Source organism: Xenorhabdus thailandensis (genome assembly GCF_037996785.1).
In the GTDB taxonomy this organism is placed as follows: Bacteria; Pseudomonadota; Gammaproteobacteria; order Enterobacterales; family Enterobacteriaceae; genus Xenorhabdus; species Xenorhabdus griffiniae.
Genome location: NZ_JBBMXF010000007.1, coordinates 530727 through 548892, shown reverse-complemented (window position 1 = coordinate 548892; position 18166 = coordinate 530727). Strand labels below are relative to the sequence as shown.

Annotated in this window: 14 protein-coding genes; 9 read left to right on the top strand and 5 right to left on the bottom strand. The window is 43.8% G+C overall.

Annotated features, from left to right (window positions below; all coding sequences use genetic code 11):
- Positions 1 to 123 precede the first annotated feature (123 nt).
- The 5 genes from AAC853_RS05075 to AAC853_RS05055 all read left to right on the top strand — a co-directional run bounded on the left by AAC853_RS05075 (position 124) and on the right by AAC853_RS05055 (position 6892).
- Positions 124 to 1254 carry a LuxE/PaaK family acyltransferase gene (locus AAC853_RS05075; RefSeq protein WP_340613854.1) on the top strand — a complete coding sequence of 377 codons (1131 nt, stop codon included), beginning with the start codon at positions 124 to 126 and terminating at the stop codon, positions 1252 to 1254.
- 1 nt (position 1255) lies between these two features.
- The gene (locus AAC853_RS05070; protein ID WP_340613853.1) at positions 1256 to 3676 is read left to right on the top strand and encodes an acyl-CoA reductase; all 2421 of its coding nucleotides are present in this window, start codon (positions 1256 to 1258) and stop codon (positions 3674 to 3676) included.
- 15 nt (positions 3677 to 3691) lie between these two features.
- Positions 3692 to 4936 (top strand): phenylacetate--CoA ligase family protein, encoded by a 1245-nt coding sequence (locus AAC853_RS05065; protein WP_340613852.1) that lies wholly within the window; start codon positions 3692 to 3694, stop codon positions 4934 to 4936.
- Between the two features lie 11 nt (positions 4937 to 4947).
- The gene (locus AAC853_RS05060; protein WP_340613851.1) at positions 4948 to 5874 is read left to right on the top strand and encodes a GNAT family N-acetyltransferase; all 927 of its coding nucleotides are present in this window, start codon (positions 4948 to 4950) and stop codon (positions 5872 to 5874) included.
- Between the two features lie 322 nt (positions 5875 to 6196).
- On the top strand, positions 6197 to 6892 hold the full coding sequence (locus AAC853_RS05055) for a pirin family protein (protein ID WP_340613850.1): 696 nt from the start codon (positions 6197 to 6199) through the stop codon (positions 6890 to 6892).
- A 67-nt stretch (positions 6893 to 6959) separates the two neighbouring features.
- Here AAC853_RS05055 and pckA read toward each other — a convergent pair whose 3' ends face one another.
- The 4 genes from pckA to AAC853_RS05035 form a co-directional block, all read right to left on the bottom strand.
- Positions 6960 to 8579 (bottom strand): phosphoenolpyruvate carboxykinase (ATP), encoded by a 1620-nt coding sequence (pckA, locus tag AAC853_RS05050; RefSeq protein ID WP_340613849.1) that lies wholly within the window; start codon positions 8577 to 8579, stop codon positions 6960 to 6962.
- 188 nt (positions 8580 to 8767) lie between these two features.
- Positions 8768 to 9640, bottom strand: a complete 873-nt coding sequence (gene hslO, locus AAC853_RS05045) for an Hsp33 family molecular chaperone HslO (protein WP_338883957.1) — start codon at positions 9638 to 9640, stop codon at positions 8768 to 8770.
- An 81-nt stretch (positions 9641 to 9721) separates the two neighbouring features.
- Entirely contained in the window at positions 9722 to 10141 is a 420-nt protein-coding gene (gene hslR / locus AAC853_RS05040; RefSeq protein WP_340613848.1) for a ribosome-associated heat shock protein Hsp15, read from the bottom strand.
- Entirely contained in the window at positions 10122 to 12227 is a 2106-nt protein-coding gene (locus tag AAC853_RS05035; protein ID WP_340613847.1) for an IgaA/UmoB family intracellular growth attenuator, read from the bottom strand. Before AAC853_RS05035 ends, hslR begins: the two co-directional genes overlap by 20 nt.
- A gap of 350 nt (positions 12228 to 12577) precedes the next feature.
- Here AAC853_RS05035 and nudE point away from each other — a divergent pair, with 350 nt between their 5' ends.
- Complete coding sequence (nudE, locus tag AAC853_RS05030) at positions 12578 to 13129, top strand: ADP compounds hydrolase NudE (protein ID WP_338883953.1); 552 nt, start codon at positions 12578 to 12580, stop codon at positions 13127 to 13129.
- A 329-nt stretch (positions 13130 to 13458) separates the two neighbouring features.
- Here the strand turns inward: nudE and mrcA are convergent, their stop codons facing one another.
- The gene (gene mrcA, locus AAC853_RS05025) at positions 13459 to 15990 is read right to left on the bottom strand and encodes a peptidoglycan glycosyltransferase/peptidoglycan DD-transpeptidase MrcA (RefSeq protein ID WP_338883951.1); all 2532 of its coding nucleotides are present in this window, start codon (positions 15988 to 15990) and stop codon (positions 13459 to 13461) included.
- A gap of 221 nt (positions 15991 to 16211) precedes the next feature.
- On the opposite strand from mrcA, the gene pilM reads away from it, so the two are divergent.
- From pilM to AAC853_RS05010, 3 genes are read left to right on the top strand one after another with little or no spacing between them, the layout of a single operon-like run.
- On the top strand, positions 16212 to 17060 hold the full coding sequence (gene pilM, locus AAC853_RS05020; protein WP_340613846.1) for a type IV pilus biogenesis protein PilM: 849 nt from the start codon (positions 16212 to 16214) through the stop codon (positions 17058 to 17060).
- Positions 17060 to 17608: a PilN domain-containing protein gene (locus AAC853_RS05015; protein WP_340614158.1), complete on the top strand. Its 549-nt coding sequence runs from the start codon at positions 17060 to 17062 to the stop codon at positions 17606 to 17608. Before pilM ends, AAC853_RS05015 begins: the two co-directional genes overlap by 1 nt.
- Positions 17598 to 18137 (top strand): hypothetical protein, encoded by a 540-nt coding sequence (locus AAC853_RS05010; protein WP_340613845.1) that lies wholly within the window; start codon positions 17598 to 17600, stop codon positions 18135 to 18137. Before AAC853_RS05015 ends, AAC853_RS05010 begins: the two co-directional genes overlap by 11 nt.
- The last annotated feature ends 29 nt before the right edge of the window (positions 18138 to 18166 follow it).

Here is an 18166-nt window from a genome sequence, read left to right as displayed (position 1 = left end):
CATTATATAAAATAATGAATTTAGTCTATCAAAAATAATTACACCCAACCTAATAATCAAATATTAATTAAGGTATTTTAATTAATAATTCTTTATAGCTGTTACTGAAGAATGAGTACTGATATGCAAAACTTACCTCACGTCAAAGCACTGTGTGCTATCACACATCCTTACCGTGCTTGTGCCGAATATGATGCATTATTTAATAACGCCATGTGTGAATTGACACTTTATCACTGCGAACATACTCCGGGTTACGCGCAGTGGCTGGCAGATCATGGCTTGGATAAACAGGCGCTAATGACCCTGGATGATTGGTCAAATCTGCCTTTGCTATTTGCCAATTATTTCAAACGTAACCTAATACTTAGCGATAGTGCACACGATGCGCTGGAACTGACGTCCTCTGGAACCACCGGACAAAAAAGCCGTATGCGCTATAATGCTGCCAGTATTGCGGCTGCCCAACATATGGTGGACTGTATTTTTGACTATTATGGCTGGAATACCCCTGATCAATCCTGTAACTACCTGCTGCTTAGCTATGAACCTGCTGGTGCCGTTACTCTGGGTACAGCCTATACCGATCAATTCCTGTGTAAATATGCGCCGGTAAATCGAGCTTATTATGCTTTGCGCCATAACGGACAAGGTAATGAATTCGATCCCTTCGGTACTATTACAGCACTCCAGCAATTTTCCCAAGAAGGATTGCCAGTGCGGATTTTCGGTTTTCCTGCCTTTTTGTGGTTCACCCTGCAAAGAATGGAACAAATGGGACTGCCAACACTAAAATTACATCCTGAATCGCTGGTTTTCCTCGGCGGAGGCTGGAAAACACATGCCGATAAATCCATTCCTAAAAAAGAACTATATCAACGAATAACCGAGCAATTAGGTATCCCTGATATTCGCTGTCGTGATGGTTATGGCTCCGTTGAACATCCAGTTCCTTATGTTGAATGTTCTCACCATCATTTCCACGTTCCAGTTTACGCCCGTGCCTATGTGCGCCATACCACTAACTTAACCTGCCAGCCTTACGGGAAACCGGGGTTTCTGCATCTTACCTCACCTTATATCACTTCCTGCCCAGCCCACAGCATCGTTACAAGTGACCTGGCTGTACTGCATTCCGGTGAAAGCTGTGGTTGTGAACTTGAAACAGATTGGTTTGAACTGCTTGGCCGCGCTGGCACTAGCAAAAGCCGTAGTTGTGCGATTGCCGCTTCAGAATTGATTAAGAGATCTTGATATGTCTTCCGTAAAAACCATGAATAATCCGATTTTTTCAGAGCAACTGGCAGAGCAAGAAATCGCGAAGTTGCGTGAGCGTTTACCTGATTTGCTGGCACATCCCCATACTTCTGAGCAGGTACTTGATTGCGCGCAACGCTTTGCCGAATATCTTTCCAATTTAGGCGAACATCCATTGTTTAATACCCAAATTAGGGAAGCGCTTATCGCTTTTTGCCAACGTGAAGCACTGGAAACCAAGCTGGAGCGGGAGCTTGGGCAAAACGCTTTTTCACTGCGTCGATTCGATTATAACCAGAACCGATATGAAACCTGGAAGCCATTAGGTGTGGTCGTCCACATTACGCCTTCCAATGCTGAACTTCTGCCTTTTATGGCCGTGATAGAGAGCTTGCTGGTGGGGAATATTAACTGGTTACGCCCAAGCAGTAACGACAACGGATTTAGTGCACAGCTACTGGCAGAATTTTTAGCCCACGATATTTCAGGTGATTTAGCTACCCGAATAGCCGTCTTACCATTGCCCGTGACGCAATTGTCCGAGCTGTTCAGTCAGGCTGATGCCGTTTCTGCCTGGGGCAGTGATTCTTCCCTGGCATCCATTCGTGCTCAACTTCCCGCAGGTTGCCGCTGGATAGATTGGGGACACCGTATCAGTATTGCCTGGTTAAGCCCTGACGCTGCCGATGATACCCAATTGGATGCATTGGCGGATGATATCTGTCGTTATGACCAACAAGCCTGTTCCAGCCCGCAATGTTTGCTGGTCGATAGCGATGACCCTGAAGTTTTACAACATATCGGACAACGCATGGCGGCCGCCTTGCAACGCCGTGCCGGATTGCATCCAGCCCTGAAACCGGATATTCAGGAGGCTGCTGAAATTACGACGCAAACGGCTTTCCAACAACTCGATTTTGCGTTTACGCAGGTTCGCGGTGAAATATGGCAAGCCGACGGCTGGCGAGTGATATGGCGACACGAAAAAGAATTAGCGGCGTCTCCTTTGTTCCGCACATTGCAGATACGCCCTGCGCCACGTCAACATTTGTGTTCTATTTTGCTGCCCTGGCGTAACTATCTACAAAGCTGTGCTTTGATTACCCGTCAAGAGCATATCACCGAAATGAGTCATACCCTGTTTGCTGCGGGCGTTAGTCGAATCACACCGGCGGGACAGATGCATGATGGTTATAGTGGTGAGCCACACGATGGCGTCTACGCACTATCGCGCCTTACCAAACGCGTATCTGTCAGCCTTGCGCCTGGTTTAATGGCAGGTTGCGCCCATCTTGATGTACCGCCATCGTGTCCACGCGGATTAGAAAACCGGCCTGTCATGAATAAGGCAGATTTTCAGGCATTGGTTCCTAACGATAAGGCTCGCCTGTTTTTCCGCAGTGGTGGCAGCAGTGGTACGCCTAAGTTGGCTGCTTATAGCTACCATGATTACCACCGGCAGATGCAAGCCGCAGCCGATGGCGTATTTGCCTCAGGGCTTGAACCTGCAACCGATCGCGTCATGAACCTGCTGTATGGCGGGAAGTTGTACGGTGGCATGATGAGCTTCTTCACCATTTTGGATAAATTGGGCGTGACACAATATCCAATGGGTGGCCCTACTGATAATGATTTTAGTGAAATCGCTGATTTTATCGTACATCAACGCATCAATACGCTGGTGGGTATGCCAAGCACGATACATCGGTTATTTCTAAATGAAGAAACCAAACTACGCCAATATGGTGGTATCCGTAAGCTATTACTGGGGGGCGAACACCTCAATATAAATCAACGAAACTTCCTGACCAGCTTTGGCGTTACCCTGATACGTTCAACAATTTACGGTTCAGTCGATGCTGGGCCAATGGGTCATGCGTGCGCAGCCAGCGAGGACGGTGTTTTCCATTTAATGGCTGATACTCAATGGCTAGAAATTCTCAATATAGAGAATGATCAACCCGTAGCAGAAGGTGAAACAGGTCGTCTGGTATTCACTTCCCGCCACCGTGAAGCACAACCCGTCCAACGCTACGATTTAGGGGATCTTGGTTGCTGGATTAATCAACCTTGTTCTTGTGGCCTGACTGCACCACGTTTCCGACTTAAAGAGCGCCACGGTTCCCTATTACGTGTAGGCAGTATTTTTTTCAATCTTGCTGATTTGTCTGAACAATTGGCATTACCCGTGCAATGGATAATCGACCATAACCGTGATGGTGTCGATAACATTCAGCTATGGGTTGATCATGTCGATCCCCACACTGTGCGCCAAAATTTATTGAAAGATCCCAAAATTGCCGAGGTTATTGCAGGAAACCTGCTGAATTTAGACGTTATTTCCACTTCAAGTGCAGAATTTCACCGCAATGAACATAGTGGAAAAACACCATTATTCATCGACTTGCGTAAATATTAATTGAGTAAAATTAAGATGATGACCAAAACGACATTGACTGATTTGCTCCATCATGCGCGCGAGCATTCTGCTTACTACCGAGAACGCTATCAGTCCATTCCCGATAATTGGGTTTTGGAAGATTTACCTCTTGTAGAGCCTAACCATTATTGGGCACATTCAAACGACTTACCAACTTGGCCTGTGCTGACTGCACCGCTGGAAGGCGGTCATGTGTTTAAAACAGGTGGCTCAACCAGCGAAGGACGCTTATCGGTTTTCAGCCAGCAGGAATGGAAAGCATTTATTCATTCCTTTGGCCAAGGCATTGCCCGCCAATTAAAAGCCGGAGATCGGGTGGCTAACCTGTTTTTTGCTGGCGATCTTTATACCAGCTTTATATTCATCCACGGCGCATTATCGAATGCACCCATCCCGATATTGGAATTTCCTTTCACCTGTAAAGTTGAAGATGAATTGCTGATTAACAATATTCGTCTTCACAACATTAATGTACTGGCAGGTGTTCCCGTGCAGTTAATCCGCCTGGCTCACTATTTGAAAGAGATGGGACAAACATTACCGATGGTGGAAACCATTCTCTATGGTGGAGAAAGTTTGTTTGATTCACAGGTCGCGATCATACGACAAGTTTTTCCTCACGCTCGTTTAGGTTCAATCGGTTGTGCCAGTGTCGATGCAGGTTTGATTGGTTTTGCTGATCCTGACTGCAAACAGGGCGAGCATCGCGTATTTTCTGACGAAACGATTATCGAAATCGTCGATGAAATCACTCACCAGCCCATTATGGAGTCAGAGAAACGTGGCTTATTAGTTGTCACTAACCTGCAACGACAACTTATGCCTGTGATCCGCTATCCTACTGGTGATATGGCTTACTGGTGCGAGCCAGAACAGCCAGGCCGTAAATTTGCCCTGCAAGGACGTGCTAATCAAGGCTATCGTATACGATTTGGCACCCTATCGTTATTCCCTGACGACTTAGCGACACAGTTATCACAACAAACTGAGCTTTTAGCCTGGCAATTGGAACTAAGCCAAAAAGCGGGGCAAGATCAAATTCGGTTGTTGGTAGCAAGCCTGCAAACTGTAGATATCGACAGAATACGACATCGGGTTATGGCCGCATTCCCGGGCTTAGAAGAGGCTTGCATACACCAAAATATGCTGGAGATCGTGCAAACCAATATTGATAGCATGTATACGCACCCACGATCAGGAAAGTTGCAGCGAGTTGTGGATCTACGTCGTTATAACTAAGGTTGAAATCGATGACTATCTTACCATCCACTATTCAAATCCGCAGCTATCAGCCAGGAGATGATAAAAAGATCAGCCAATTATTCCGTGAGGTTTACGGCGATTCGTATGTCTATCCTGACATTTATCTACCAAGGCTCATCAATGACTACCAGTCCACAGGGCAATGGTACTCTGCCTTAGCATTCCATCAAGGTTTACTTATTGGTCATGCTTCTCTGGTTAAAGATATGGTACAGAAAAATCAGGCAGAACTGGCTCTAATTGCGGTGTATCCTGCTTTTCAAGGTCACGGTGTGGCTAAGTCTCTGGGCAGTTATTTATGCCACTATGCGAAAGAGCAAGGCTATAATTTATTGACGATAAAACAGGTATGTTCACATCCTAAAAGCCAGTACATCGCCCAAAATTTGGGTTTCTACTCTACGGCACTGATGCTGGATTATGTTGATTCGCCATTTGGACTGCCAGAACCCGAAAGTATTATTCAAGGTATTTTACCGCTTAAATCATTGCCATTACCTAAACTAAACTGGCCCCAGCCCTGGCAAGGCTGGGTCGCCCAGGTCAGTCAATATGTTGGTGAATCATCCCTAAATTCACCACCAGTGTGCCAGCGCTCCATGATCTCCGAGCCATTTAGCATTGAAAAATCTGGCCGACGTTTGGAAATCACACTATACGAGGTTCATGCTGACTTTCTATCTGAGGTCATCGATCTTCCCTCTGGCCAGTTAATCTATTTGAAACTGCCAGCGTGTGAAGAAGCTCTGGAATTGTGCTCATTGCTGAAAAAAGGCGGATTTCGATTCGCCGGGCTTTGCCCGGACACGCATGATGGATGGTTTTTGCTGTGGCTACGGGGCTACCAATTAACGCCCTATCAATTTCATGATAGGGGTACTCAACATCTCTATCAGATGGAATTAGGGGGTTAATTAACCGCACAACTGACATGGCAAAAAGCGTATCTAAAGCAAGATCTCAACTTTGATTAAAAAAACGCTTTACAAATGATATTGAGAACGATTATCATTCTTAGCACTTTCAGTGCACCACCTTCAGGGTCCATGTGAAAGTACGACATTGCTCACATTGCTTCCAGTGTTTACTTTTATAGGCCAACTTTATGTTGGCTTTTTTTTCGTCTTATCATTGCTTTACTGTTATTCAAATTTTTTGAAAATTAAGATTAAATCTTCCATCTTTTCTATTTAATACCTTCAACTAGACTACAAAAAAACTTTGAAGGGTTTTGCAATGATCTACTTACGCCAAGCTTCAGAACGGGGCCATGCCAATCACGGCTGGCTGGACAGTTGGCACACTTTTTCATTCGCCAACTATTATGATGCAAATTTCATGGGATTTTCTGCTCTCAGGGTCATTAACGAAGATGTGATTGACGCTGGTCAGGGATTCGGTATGCATCCTCACAAGGATATGGAAATATTGACCTATGTGCTGTCTGGAACGGTGGAGCATCAAGACAGTATGGGTAACAAAGGGCAAGTGTCTGCGGGAGAGTTCCAGATTATGAGTGCAGGAACAGGCATCCGTCACTCAGAATATAACCCACAGCATGATAGCCAACTGCATCTTTACCAGATCTGGATCATGCCAGAAAAAACGGGACTCACTCCCCGTTATGAGCAACACCGTTTTGATACAATCGAAGGTCGCCAATTAATTCTCTCTCCTGATGCCCGTTCGGAGTCCCTAAAAGTTTTTCAGGATATGACATTATGGCGTTGGACGTTAAAAAACGGCGAAGATGGTGAATATAACATGGAAAAAACACGAAACATCTGGATCCAGATCGTTCGGGGTGAAGTGATAATCAATGGAGTGCGGGCTACCACCAGCGATGGTGTCGCTATTTGGGATGAATCCCATCTTCAGCTAACTGCAAATCAAGAAAGTGAGATATTGCTGTTTGACTTGCCCCCCAACTGATGTTGAGTCTCGAAAAAGAACTCTACTCAACCGAATAGAGTTCTTTCATCGAAAACTTAAAATTACATTACAGTTTAGGACCTGCTTTCACCAATGCAGCACCCGCAGCGGTATCCGTATATTTATCGAAGTTATCAATAAAGCGCTGAGCCAGATCTTTTGCCTTCACATCCCATTCGGATTTATCGGCATAGGTATTGCGTGGATCCAAAATGTGGGTATCTACGCCCGGCAAGGTCGTTGGTACGGCCAAATCAAAAATCGGCAGTTGAATGGTATCCGCATCTTCAATATCACCACTGAGAATCGCATCAATAATCGCACGGGTATCTTTGATGGAAATACGCTTACCCGTGCCATTCCAGCCAGTATTAACCAGATAGGCTTTCGCGCCCGATGACTGCATACGTTTAACCAGAACTTCCGCATATTGCGTCGGATGCAGTGACAGGAATGCCGCGCCAAAGCAAGCAGAGAAAGTAGGTGTAGGCTCTGTCACACCGCGCTCAGTGCCCGCCAATTTTGCCGTGAAGCCAGACAGGAAATGATATTGGGTTTGTTCTGGAGTCAAACGGGAAACCGGAGGCAGTACACCGAAAGCATCTGCGGTCAGGAAAATAACCTTGGTTGCGTGCCCTGCTTTTGAGATCGGTTTAACGATATTTTCAATATGGTAAATCGGGTAAGAAACACGGGTATTTTCTGTTTTGGAACCATCGTTGAAATCAACCGTACCATCCGCCAGTACAGTGACGTTTTCCAACAGGGCATCACGGCGAATGGCGTGATAGATATCCGGCTCAGCCTCTTTGGACAAATTGATAGTTTTCGCGTAGCAGCCACCTTCAAAGTTAAACACGCCGTCATCATCCCAGCCATGTTCATCATCACCGATTAACTTACGTTTTGGATCAGTGGAAAGCGTGGTTTTCCCTGTCCCAGAAAGACCAAAGAAAATAGCAACATCCCCCGCTTCACCCACGTTGGCAGAACAGTGCATAGAGGCAATACCTTTTAGTGGTAACAGGTAGTTCATCATTGAGAACATCCCTTTTTTCATTTCACCACCGTACCAAGTACCACCGATTAACTGCATACGCTCTGTCAGGTTAAAGGCAACAAAGTTTTCAGAATTCAGCCCCTGTTCTTTCCATTGTGGGTTGGTGCATTTAGCGCCGTTCATCACAATAAAATCAGGTGTAAAGCCAACTAATTCTTCGTCTGACGGGCGGATAAACATATTTTTTACAAAATGTGCCTGCCACGCCACTTCAGTGATAAAACGCACTTTCAGACGCGTATCCGCATTGGCTCCGCAAAAAGCATCAACCACAAACAAACGTTTGCCTGAAAGCTGCTGAGTAACCAAACCTTTTAGATGAGACCAGGTTTCCTGACTGAGCGGTTTATTATCGTTCTTTCCTTTGCCCTGATCAGCCCACCATACGGTGTCGCGGGTCACTTCATCACGGACAATATATTTATCTTTTGGAGAACGTCCCGTGAAAATACCTGTATCTACCGCGACAGCACCGAGGTTAGTCAATGTACCACGCTCATACCCTTGTAGCGTGGGTTGAGTCTCTTCAGAGAATAACAGTTCATAACTTGGGTTATAAACAATTTCACTAACACCATGAATACCATAAACCGCAAGTTCCTGCTCAGTAATGCCTGTAACGCTCATTTGTTGCTCCTGGTCGGTTATACTTTATCTCTGTGGGGGATAATAAATAATTATGACTAATTAACAGCGATTATTATCAAAAAATTGAAATCACATTACTTTTTTTAAGTTTATATGAGACACAGGACACGGAATGGCAAAGTCATTCGTAATAGAAAGGGCGTAATATAACGCCCTATGGAACCTAGTTAGTGCAACCGCGCTGTTTTTGCAGCTTTTATTTCGTTGATATCTTTCTCGTCGAAAACATAATGCATGCCGCAAAATTCACATTGCATGTCAATTTTGCCATCGTTATGCAAAATTTCCTGTAGATCGGCTTCCGATAATGTCACCAGGGTATCAGCACAGCGTTGCTGGGAGCAGGTGCAATGAAATGCAACTTGCTGAGGTTCATATAGCGTGACATCTTCTTCATGATAAAGGCGATGCAAAATCTCTTTCGCATCCAGCGTAAACAACTCTTCACCCTTAATGGTTGCAGTTAGTTGCACCAAATGGTCAAGCATCTCTTCGCTGCCTTCCTGTGCCCCAGGCAAGATCTGCAATAACATGCCACCTGCGGCTATTTTTCCGTCTTGAACACCAGTACGAATAAACAGGCGAGTTGGTAACTGCTCTGACTGCTTGAAATACGCATCCAGACACTCTGCTAACGTATTGCCTTCCAGCGCCACAACGCCCTGATAACGTTCGCCTTCTGTTGGAGTCACTGTGATCACCATATAACCATTGCCGATCATATCGTGCAGGCTACTTGCGGCATTCACTTCACCATCGATGCGCGCCGTGCCACGCATCTGTTGCAGATTGTTACCATTAATTACCGCCAGTTTGACCGGCCCATCCCCCTGGATCTGTACCGTGATATCTCCATTGAATTTCAAGGTAGCGGTTAACAGGCTGGTTGCGACCAACAATTCACCCAATAGCTGCTGTACCGGTTGGGGAAAATGATGATTCTCCAGCATCCGTTGGTAAGTTTCACTAACGGAAACAAGTTCCCCCCTGACAGAATGGCTTTCAAATAAAAAGCGGTGTAATTGGTCATGCTTGGTCATAAATCTCTCTCATTTCACTGAGACGGTTGTCCCCTTCGTCTTTCAAATTGCCCGTTTTTATTGGATACAACTTAAAATCGATTAAGTATTTTCCGACTCATTTAATTTTGCGTTCTTGAATTTTATTAGTGTACGCCGTTCTTTTTTATCTGGACGACGATCAGGATGCGGCATCGTAAGCGCATTCATTTTACGAGCTAATGCCATTTTTTCCCGATTGATAATGCTCTCCGCCGTTTCCTGATAAAGCTGTTGGGCTTCAGTAGCACTCCGCCTGTGACTGCACAATGCCAAGACGATCACCGTTTTTTCATCATTTCCCTGACGCAGTTTAATCTCTGCATTCAATTCAACCAGCTTACTCGGCTTACTCCGTTGCCCATTATAATGGACTTTTCCCCCTTCTATCATTTCACGTGCGAGGGGACGGGTTTTATAAAAACGGGCAGCCCACAGCCATTTATCAAGGCGAACAACCTGATCAGTGTCTAAATTCTGCATGGATATTTCTCCCATTAAAACAGTTATCGTAGTATTGGGTAATATGTTGGATACGCCGTCGGTTCTTCTGCTTTTTCTTGATAATCAATATGACGTTGACGATCAACGTTACCAGCAAGATCGCTAACAGCAAACAACTTCCCAAATAACGAATAATCGACGTAGAATCCGGTTCACGATGCAACATGATATGGCGCGTCCCATTGGGATCTTCTGACAATTTTGTCACAATCCCCTCGGTTTCAAATGGTGTCTTCATCAACAGTTCTAAAAGCCCCTGTAATTCCCGCCACCGATCTAAAGCTGAATGTTCGTATATGTATTGTGTCCGCATCGGGTATTCAACTAAAGTTTTTCCTTCATCGCTTAGTAATAAAACCCCTCCCGGAGAAGGGCTGTTTATAAGAATGACCATTCTATCGATCTCGCGATAGATAAATGATGCCGTAGTAGAATCAACCAGTTTTTCCAATGCATCAGCACTGATAGAACGCAACAACACCTTAGTTCCATCCAGCTTGCCATTTTCCGTGTCTTTCAACAATTCATCCCAATTTCTGGCATTTCCCAAATTGACTAAGGCATTTTTCAAACGGTCACAATCAGTATCGTTTTGGCACAATTTTTGTGTTTTTAAAATGATCTGGGAAAAATTGTTGAGCAAAGTCATACCTGATTTAGCAATAGCTACATTCAGACTGGAATTAATTTTACGCTCCACTGGATGTAACTGTTCACCCACCGCTGTAATCAGTGCTGAAGCACTTTCGACAATTTCAGACTCCAGCATAGGTAATGGAATTTCACTATTCCAATAGATACCCACACAATCAAATGGTGCAAATATTGTAATATTGGCTTTGGGCATGATATTGGGGGGAACATAGCACATTCCAACACCTTTGACCTTTAATACATCCCCTTCCTTCAACGGCATATTTTGTAGCTCATGAAAGCTGGTAATAACCTTGGTATTACTGCCATGTAACCAGGCAAAACTCAACCGCATGGATAAGTTCACCGGCTGGTAAAAGTAAAGCAACAGTATGGCAAATACAGAGAAAACCACCAACATCACATTCTTTCTACTACGTTGATAAGGATAGTACTTCTCTTCTTCATGCAAAGAGAGATAACGCCCCTGCCGTACAACATGGCAGTTGGTGTAAATGTCAATATCGGTATTCTGATCAAGATCATGGGAAATATAAGGTTCCCAATGGGCAGGATAAAGAAGATCAATGCCGCCCAAAGAGATATTATTTCTTTGATCCGGTTCAAATTCACTAAATATTCCCCATCGCTTCGGAATGCCGTTGAAACAATGGATATCGACTAATTTCCGACTAGAGGGCAATCGGAAATGAGACCAGAAACTCCCCAAAATAAACAGGAACGCCACTAATATTAACCACGGCAACATTGGTATAGGCACAAAAAGAGCAACAAACCACAGCGATAAACCAACACACATCAGGATACTTTCCTGAATACCCGTTGTTTTCCGCAGTCGGTATTCTTCTAATGTCTCCTTGCGGATATACAGTAAGTTAGCACTTGAATTGCCATTTTTTTGAATGGAAGCATGTCCGGTTTTTGCCGTTACTCTCGAGATGGACAGCTCTTGTTGATAATCTTTCAGAAAGTGGCCATTAATCGCGATGACAAGCGGCATGGATGCAGTTTGGACAATTTCAATCGTATTTTGCTGCGTGATAAATGGCTCAAACAATACTGGTAAATGTATTTCCGTTTCACCAAGATAATAGCGCCAATGATGCACTCCATTCGTTGCGGCAGAAAAACGGGTAATAGGGTGAGTAATGGTATAAACATCATCCTTTTTCACAGGGAGTACCGGACAATTAGCTCTGTGCCTACCATTTGTTTCCATCAGAAGACGGGCATTTTGCAAGTAAGATTCGATGGCTTGATATTCGTCGGTATTCAGTTTACGGCAAGCGGCTTTAGTCATTGACTGTAGATAACGCGCGTTACCAAGCTGCCTCCATCTGAAAATCAGAAAGGAAGCCATTATAATCAGACTAATAATAAAAATAGCCAATATAATGACCAATGAGCTCATTTTTTCTCCATGCTCATAATAGCAGTACAGAGATCAGTAGAATAACAATCTCGTAAAACACCCAGAATCGGGCTATTCCTATTCTTGTCTTCTATTTTTTAATTTTATTTACAAAAGGTTATATAATTTTTCTCATACCTTTCCATAAACTAAAGTCTTTTTACAAGGATAAGTAAGATAGCAACAAAAATACATTCAAGCGATAATCGCTGTTATTTACTAGCATAATCAGCCATATTAAAGCAAAACTTGGATGCGTAATTATTTCATCACAATACTTAATAAATACAGTAATATTTAAGTTAATTAACGCATTATTGTTTTCAACATGACAACCATCAGGGGCAAGCATGATTGATCTAAAAAAACCTAAGATACTGAATATAAATGACGTTGCCCGCTCACGCCTATTCAATATTCAATCTGTTGATCTTGAATTCAGTAATGGTGTAAAACGCGTTTATGAACGAATGAAACCAGCAAATCGTGAAGCAGTTCTAATTATTCCGGTTATCGGTGATGAATTAATTCTGATTCACGAATATGCCGTTGGCATCGAACAATATGAATTAGGTTTTCCAAAAGGTGCCATTGATGCTGGCGAGAATATTTTTGAAGCCGCCAATCGTGAATTGAAGGAAGAAATTGGTTTCGGTGCAGGAAAACTGGAACTGTTGACGAAATTGACGATGGCACCGTCCTACTTTTCCAGCAAAATGAATATCATGATTGCGCACGATCTCTATCCAGAATGTCTGAAAGGTGATGAACCTGAACCACTGGTGCAAAAACGCTGGCCAATCTCTGACATGATGTCACTACTAGAACACCCCGATTTCAACGAAGCCAGAAATGTGAGTGCCCTATTTTTTGCTCAACGCTACCTGCAAACAAAAAAATAATGGGAAACATTAATTAATGTATTCTTTAAAAACGAGTATAAAATTGATCTCTCTATACCAATTTTATACTCATTTTAAGTGAAATACGGAGATAAAGAATAAACACCTAAATAGAGTAAGGTTTAATTTGATATATGTAATAACTTTAATGATATTTATGAAAAATAACTCAGATTATTAAAAATAATAAATAAACAAATTAACTACACCTGTAAAATTAATTCGCATCATAATCATATCTTCCCCAGTAAATAACAAAAGGCCTCGCCAGTTCCCTAGCAAGGCCTTTTTATCTTTCATTGCCGTTATTTTGGCTACAGGAAGATCAATCAGAATAATTCACGGCTTTCACCATTTTCAGTGACAGTCGTTCCAACATCTGGTACAGCATATTCCGTCGGCTGAGTGCCATCAATGAAATATTCTTTACGGGTATTGCTACCACCGTTAGCTAACTTGCCTGTTGCCCGATCAATCGTGACAGAAACAATACCAGCAGGGGGTTCCATGACTTTCTCAGGAACACCTGCCAATGCTGCTTTCATAAAATCATCCCAGATTGGCTGAGCCGTTTTCGCACCACCTTCACCCTTTAATGCCGGAGTGCGCCCCAAACTTCGGCTATGTTCATCAAAGCCAATCCAGGCTGTTGCTACCCTATCTGGGCCATAACCGGAGAACCACGCATCTTTTGAGCTGTTGGTCGTCCCGGTCTTGCCACCAATATCACGACGCTTTAAATCACGGGCAGCACGCCAGCCCGTGCCCATCCAACCTGGCTCACCAAAGATATTGGTATTTAAGGCATCATGAATAAGGAACGCCAACGGTGTACTGATAACGTGGGGGGCATACTGTTGATCATCCACATGAACATTTCCCGATACGCTTTCTAACTCCGGTTGTGGTGGTAAAGCTGGATTTTGCGGCATATCAGAATGCGCCACGTTCTCAATGGAATCTTCAGATAATTCGATGGAACGTGCTGTTTCACCATAAATCACTGGAATATTTTCACATTGTGGACAAGCAAGTTTAGGTTTCGCTTCAAACAACACTTTCCCTTCATCATCTTCAATTTTGCTGATGAAGTAAGGATCAACCAAGTAACCACCATTTGCCATCACGGCATAACCGCGCACTAACTGTAGCGGGGTAAATGAAGGGGAACCCAGAGCCAAAGATTCTGTGCGTACAACGTTTTCACCCGGTAAACCAAAGCGCTTTAAGTAATCAGCAGCATAATCAACTCCCATCGCACGCATGGCTCGAACCATTACTACGTTTTTGGATTGCCCTAACCCCTGACGCAAGCGAATTGGACCATCGTAAGTCGGTGGTGAGTTTTTCGGACGCCAATCCGTTCCAGCTCCAGCATCCCAACGGCTGATTGGTGCATCATTCAGTAATGAAGCCAATGTCAGCCCCTTATCCATTGCAGCGGTATACAGGAATGGCTTGATATTGGAACCGACCTGACGCAATGATTGTGTCACACGGTTAAATTTACTCAATTCAAAATCAAATCCACCGACCAACGCTTCTATCGCACCATTCATCGGATTGATGGAGACCAGCGCCGCATTAACATCAGGAAGTTGAGCCAACCACCAGGTATCATTAACTTTTCTGATCCAAATTTGTTCGCCTGCCCGAATGACCTCATTGACACTACGTGGTACAGCGCCTTGTAAGCTGTCGGTTTTAAATGGACGTGCCCAGCGCACACCTGCCATTGTCAACTCAACTTTGCTACCATCCACCAGCATCACTTGTGCCTGGTTAGTACTGGATTGTGTCACAATGGCCGGTACCAGAGGACCATATTTAGGCAAGGTTTTCAGCTTATCGATAACTTGTGTTTGGCTCCATGCTGGCTGATTGGCTTTCCACAACACTTCCTGGGGACCGCGGTAACCGTGACGGACATCATAGTCAATCACATTGGAACGAACCGCGTTCACAGCCGCTAACTGGGTTTTGCGTGTGATAGTGGTATAGACCTTATAACCATCTGTATAGGCATTTTCACCATAACGATTGATCATTTCCTGACGAGCCATTTCTGTCAGATAAGGCGCAGAAAAAACGATTTGTGGCGCGTGATAACGGGCAACCAATTTTTCTTCTCTGGCTTCATCGTACTGGCGCCGAGTGATATATCCCTCTTCCAGCATCCTGCCCAATACTACATTGCGGCGGCTGATCGCACGATCATAAGAATAAAGTGGGTTAAACGTTGAAGGCGCCTTCGGCAAACCAGCAATCATCGCCATCTCACCTAATGTCAACTCGTTGACGTTCTTGCCAAAATAGACATGAGCCGCAGCACCAACACCATAAGCACGATAGCCGAGATAGATCTTGTTGAGATACAACTCCAGGATTTCATCCTTAGTCAATAATCGTTCGATCTTAATCGCCAGAAATGCTTCTTTCGCTTTACGTATCAATGTCTTTTCTCGGCTAAGAAAAAAGTTTCGCGCTAGCTGCTGAGTGATAGTACTCGCCCCTTGGGAAGCATGACCTGAAGTCATTACCACAGAAACAGCACGGATAACCCCAATAGGATCAACCCCGTGGTGTTCATAAAAACGGCTATCTTCCGTGGCAATAAAGGCTTTCTCCATTAGGGGAGGGATTTCTGACAAGGTAAGGGGTAAACGGCGTTTTTCGCCATATTGGGCTATTAATTCGCCATCAGCACTGAACACCTGCATCGGTGTTTGTAATCGGACATCCTTTAGTGTCGCAACATCGGGAAGCTGTGGCTCGATATATTTGTACAAACCAAAAATCGAGGCAACTCCCAATAAAATGCAAACAACAATAAGGATCAAAAAATACTTTATGAACTTCACCTGAAATTTCTCACGCCATGTTAATCGGGCAGTTTATAAACGATCAGTACGTAGTATAAAAGGCTTAGTATAAAGGGATTAGTATAAGGGCTGTACAACACTATATGTACAATAACGATATTTACAATAATAGATATCACCTTTGCCAATCCCGCTTTCATGTTTCATTAGGTTTTCATTAACTTGATGTTTTCGTTGATAGTAGATAAGGAGATCTCGATATGTATCCACCTAAATGGTATATCGGATTGGATGTCCAAGATCATTACATTCGTGCTCTTGCCGCCATTAAACGCCGTGACGGTTGGCAACTTCGGCATTGCTGGCAATATCACTTATCCAGCGAGATTATTTCAGGAGGACGGCTACAAGATCCTGAAAAATTACTCCGCATTTTAATGCAATGGCGAAAAATATTACCTAAGAATCTTAGCCTAAGATTAGCCCTCCCTGTTCAGCAAACCTTACAGCGACAGATCGCCTTGCCTGACTCTACTGCGTTGCAGGAGCCGGAACTCGGCTGGTTTGTGCACGCTAATGCTGAAAAACAATTTCCTGTCAGTGACCTGGCGTTGGATTATCGTGTTCATGGTCAGCAAATTTGCATCAGTGCAACTCGTCAAAAAGATCTCAACCTCTGGCTGAATCTGTTCGCAGAGATCAATTTATCCCTTGATGCCATTGATATTGCACCCTGTGCATTGCGTTATGTCGCCAAACTTGCGGGAGCGCCTGACGACAGTTGGTTGGTTCACAAACGTATGACAGATTGGCTATGGGTAGCTCCTGCTAACCGACCTTTCAGTTATGGCCTGGTAACTTCACAACCGGATTCCCATCTGACCCAGATCATCAACCAGCTCCCCATGACGCCAGAAACCGAAAATTATGCAATTTATTACAGCGATGAAGAACAATCGACATCAGTAAAAGCGATATCAGTGTCAACAAAATCAATCAATATCTGGCAACTCTTAATGGCATTCCGTCATTATCATCCCCCGCTGCCAGATAAAACGAATGCGTTCATTATTGCCGCAGGTTTAGCGCTCAGGCCGAGTGATCAGTGATGCATCAAGTCAATTTCTTACCCTGGCGACAGAAAAGGCTGAAACGTCAGTGCCAAACATGGGGAGCACTACTTTGCCTACAACTGACATTGTGGGCAGCAGTATTGGTGTTTATTTCTACGCTACAAACAAACCAGCTTAGACAATATCGCGGACAATTAACGGAAATGACTCACCAATTGACTCAATTACAACAAACCATCAGTACAACAGACCAAGCTATGCAACAGCACCAACAATTGTCACAACAATTACGGAAAAAACGCCTATTCATGGAACAGAATCAACGCTATTTACAACTATTTCGTCAACTTCCTCATTTGTTACCAGAGGACAGTTGGCTGACTGCATTTAGTGACGACAGTGGACAATTAATTTTTACCGCCCGCAGTCAAAGCTATACAGATATCTCTAATTTGTTGGATAACCTGACTGACGATACTTCGCTTATCAATGTGCAGCTAAGCAAAATGACCACGACAGAAGATCATTTTAAGGTTTTTACCATTGATGCAAATTGGTTGATGGGAGAGTCCGATGAGAAATAATTATCTTGAATGGTTTTATCGGCCTGTCTGGCAACAGCTTATCTTGCAACAATTGCTCATCATCTCACTGCTGTTGGGATTCTACTTTTTGGTTTGGCAGAAAAATCGGTATGAAATTCATACCCTCCAGAGCAATATTAAGCAGCAGCAACACAATACAGTACTATCTCAGCAAAAACTTGCTGAACTCCCCTCTTTGCCTGAAATGCAACAACAGATCCAACATATGACCACAAACCTTGCTCAAAGCAGCCATCTTTCATCCTCAAAAAATAATACGAGCATACTCAAACAACTGCATATACCACTAACCCATTCCGGCAGTCAGCTAGTGGAGTGGAAAATCCACAAAGAAAACGAACACGTTTTCTTGCATATCATGTTGTCGTTAAATTACGGCCAATTCCTCCATTTCTTGAATGAAATGCAAAAATTGCAATCACCGTTACTAATTAAGCATATTACAATTACTCCTGATGAGGATAACCTAATGGTTCGCATGGTTTTTTCAGATAAGGAGAAATCATGAACTCCCATCCTTGGATCCTCCTAATCTGC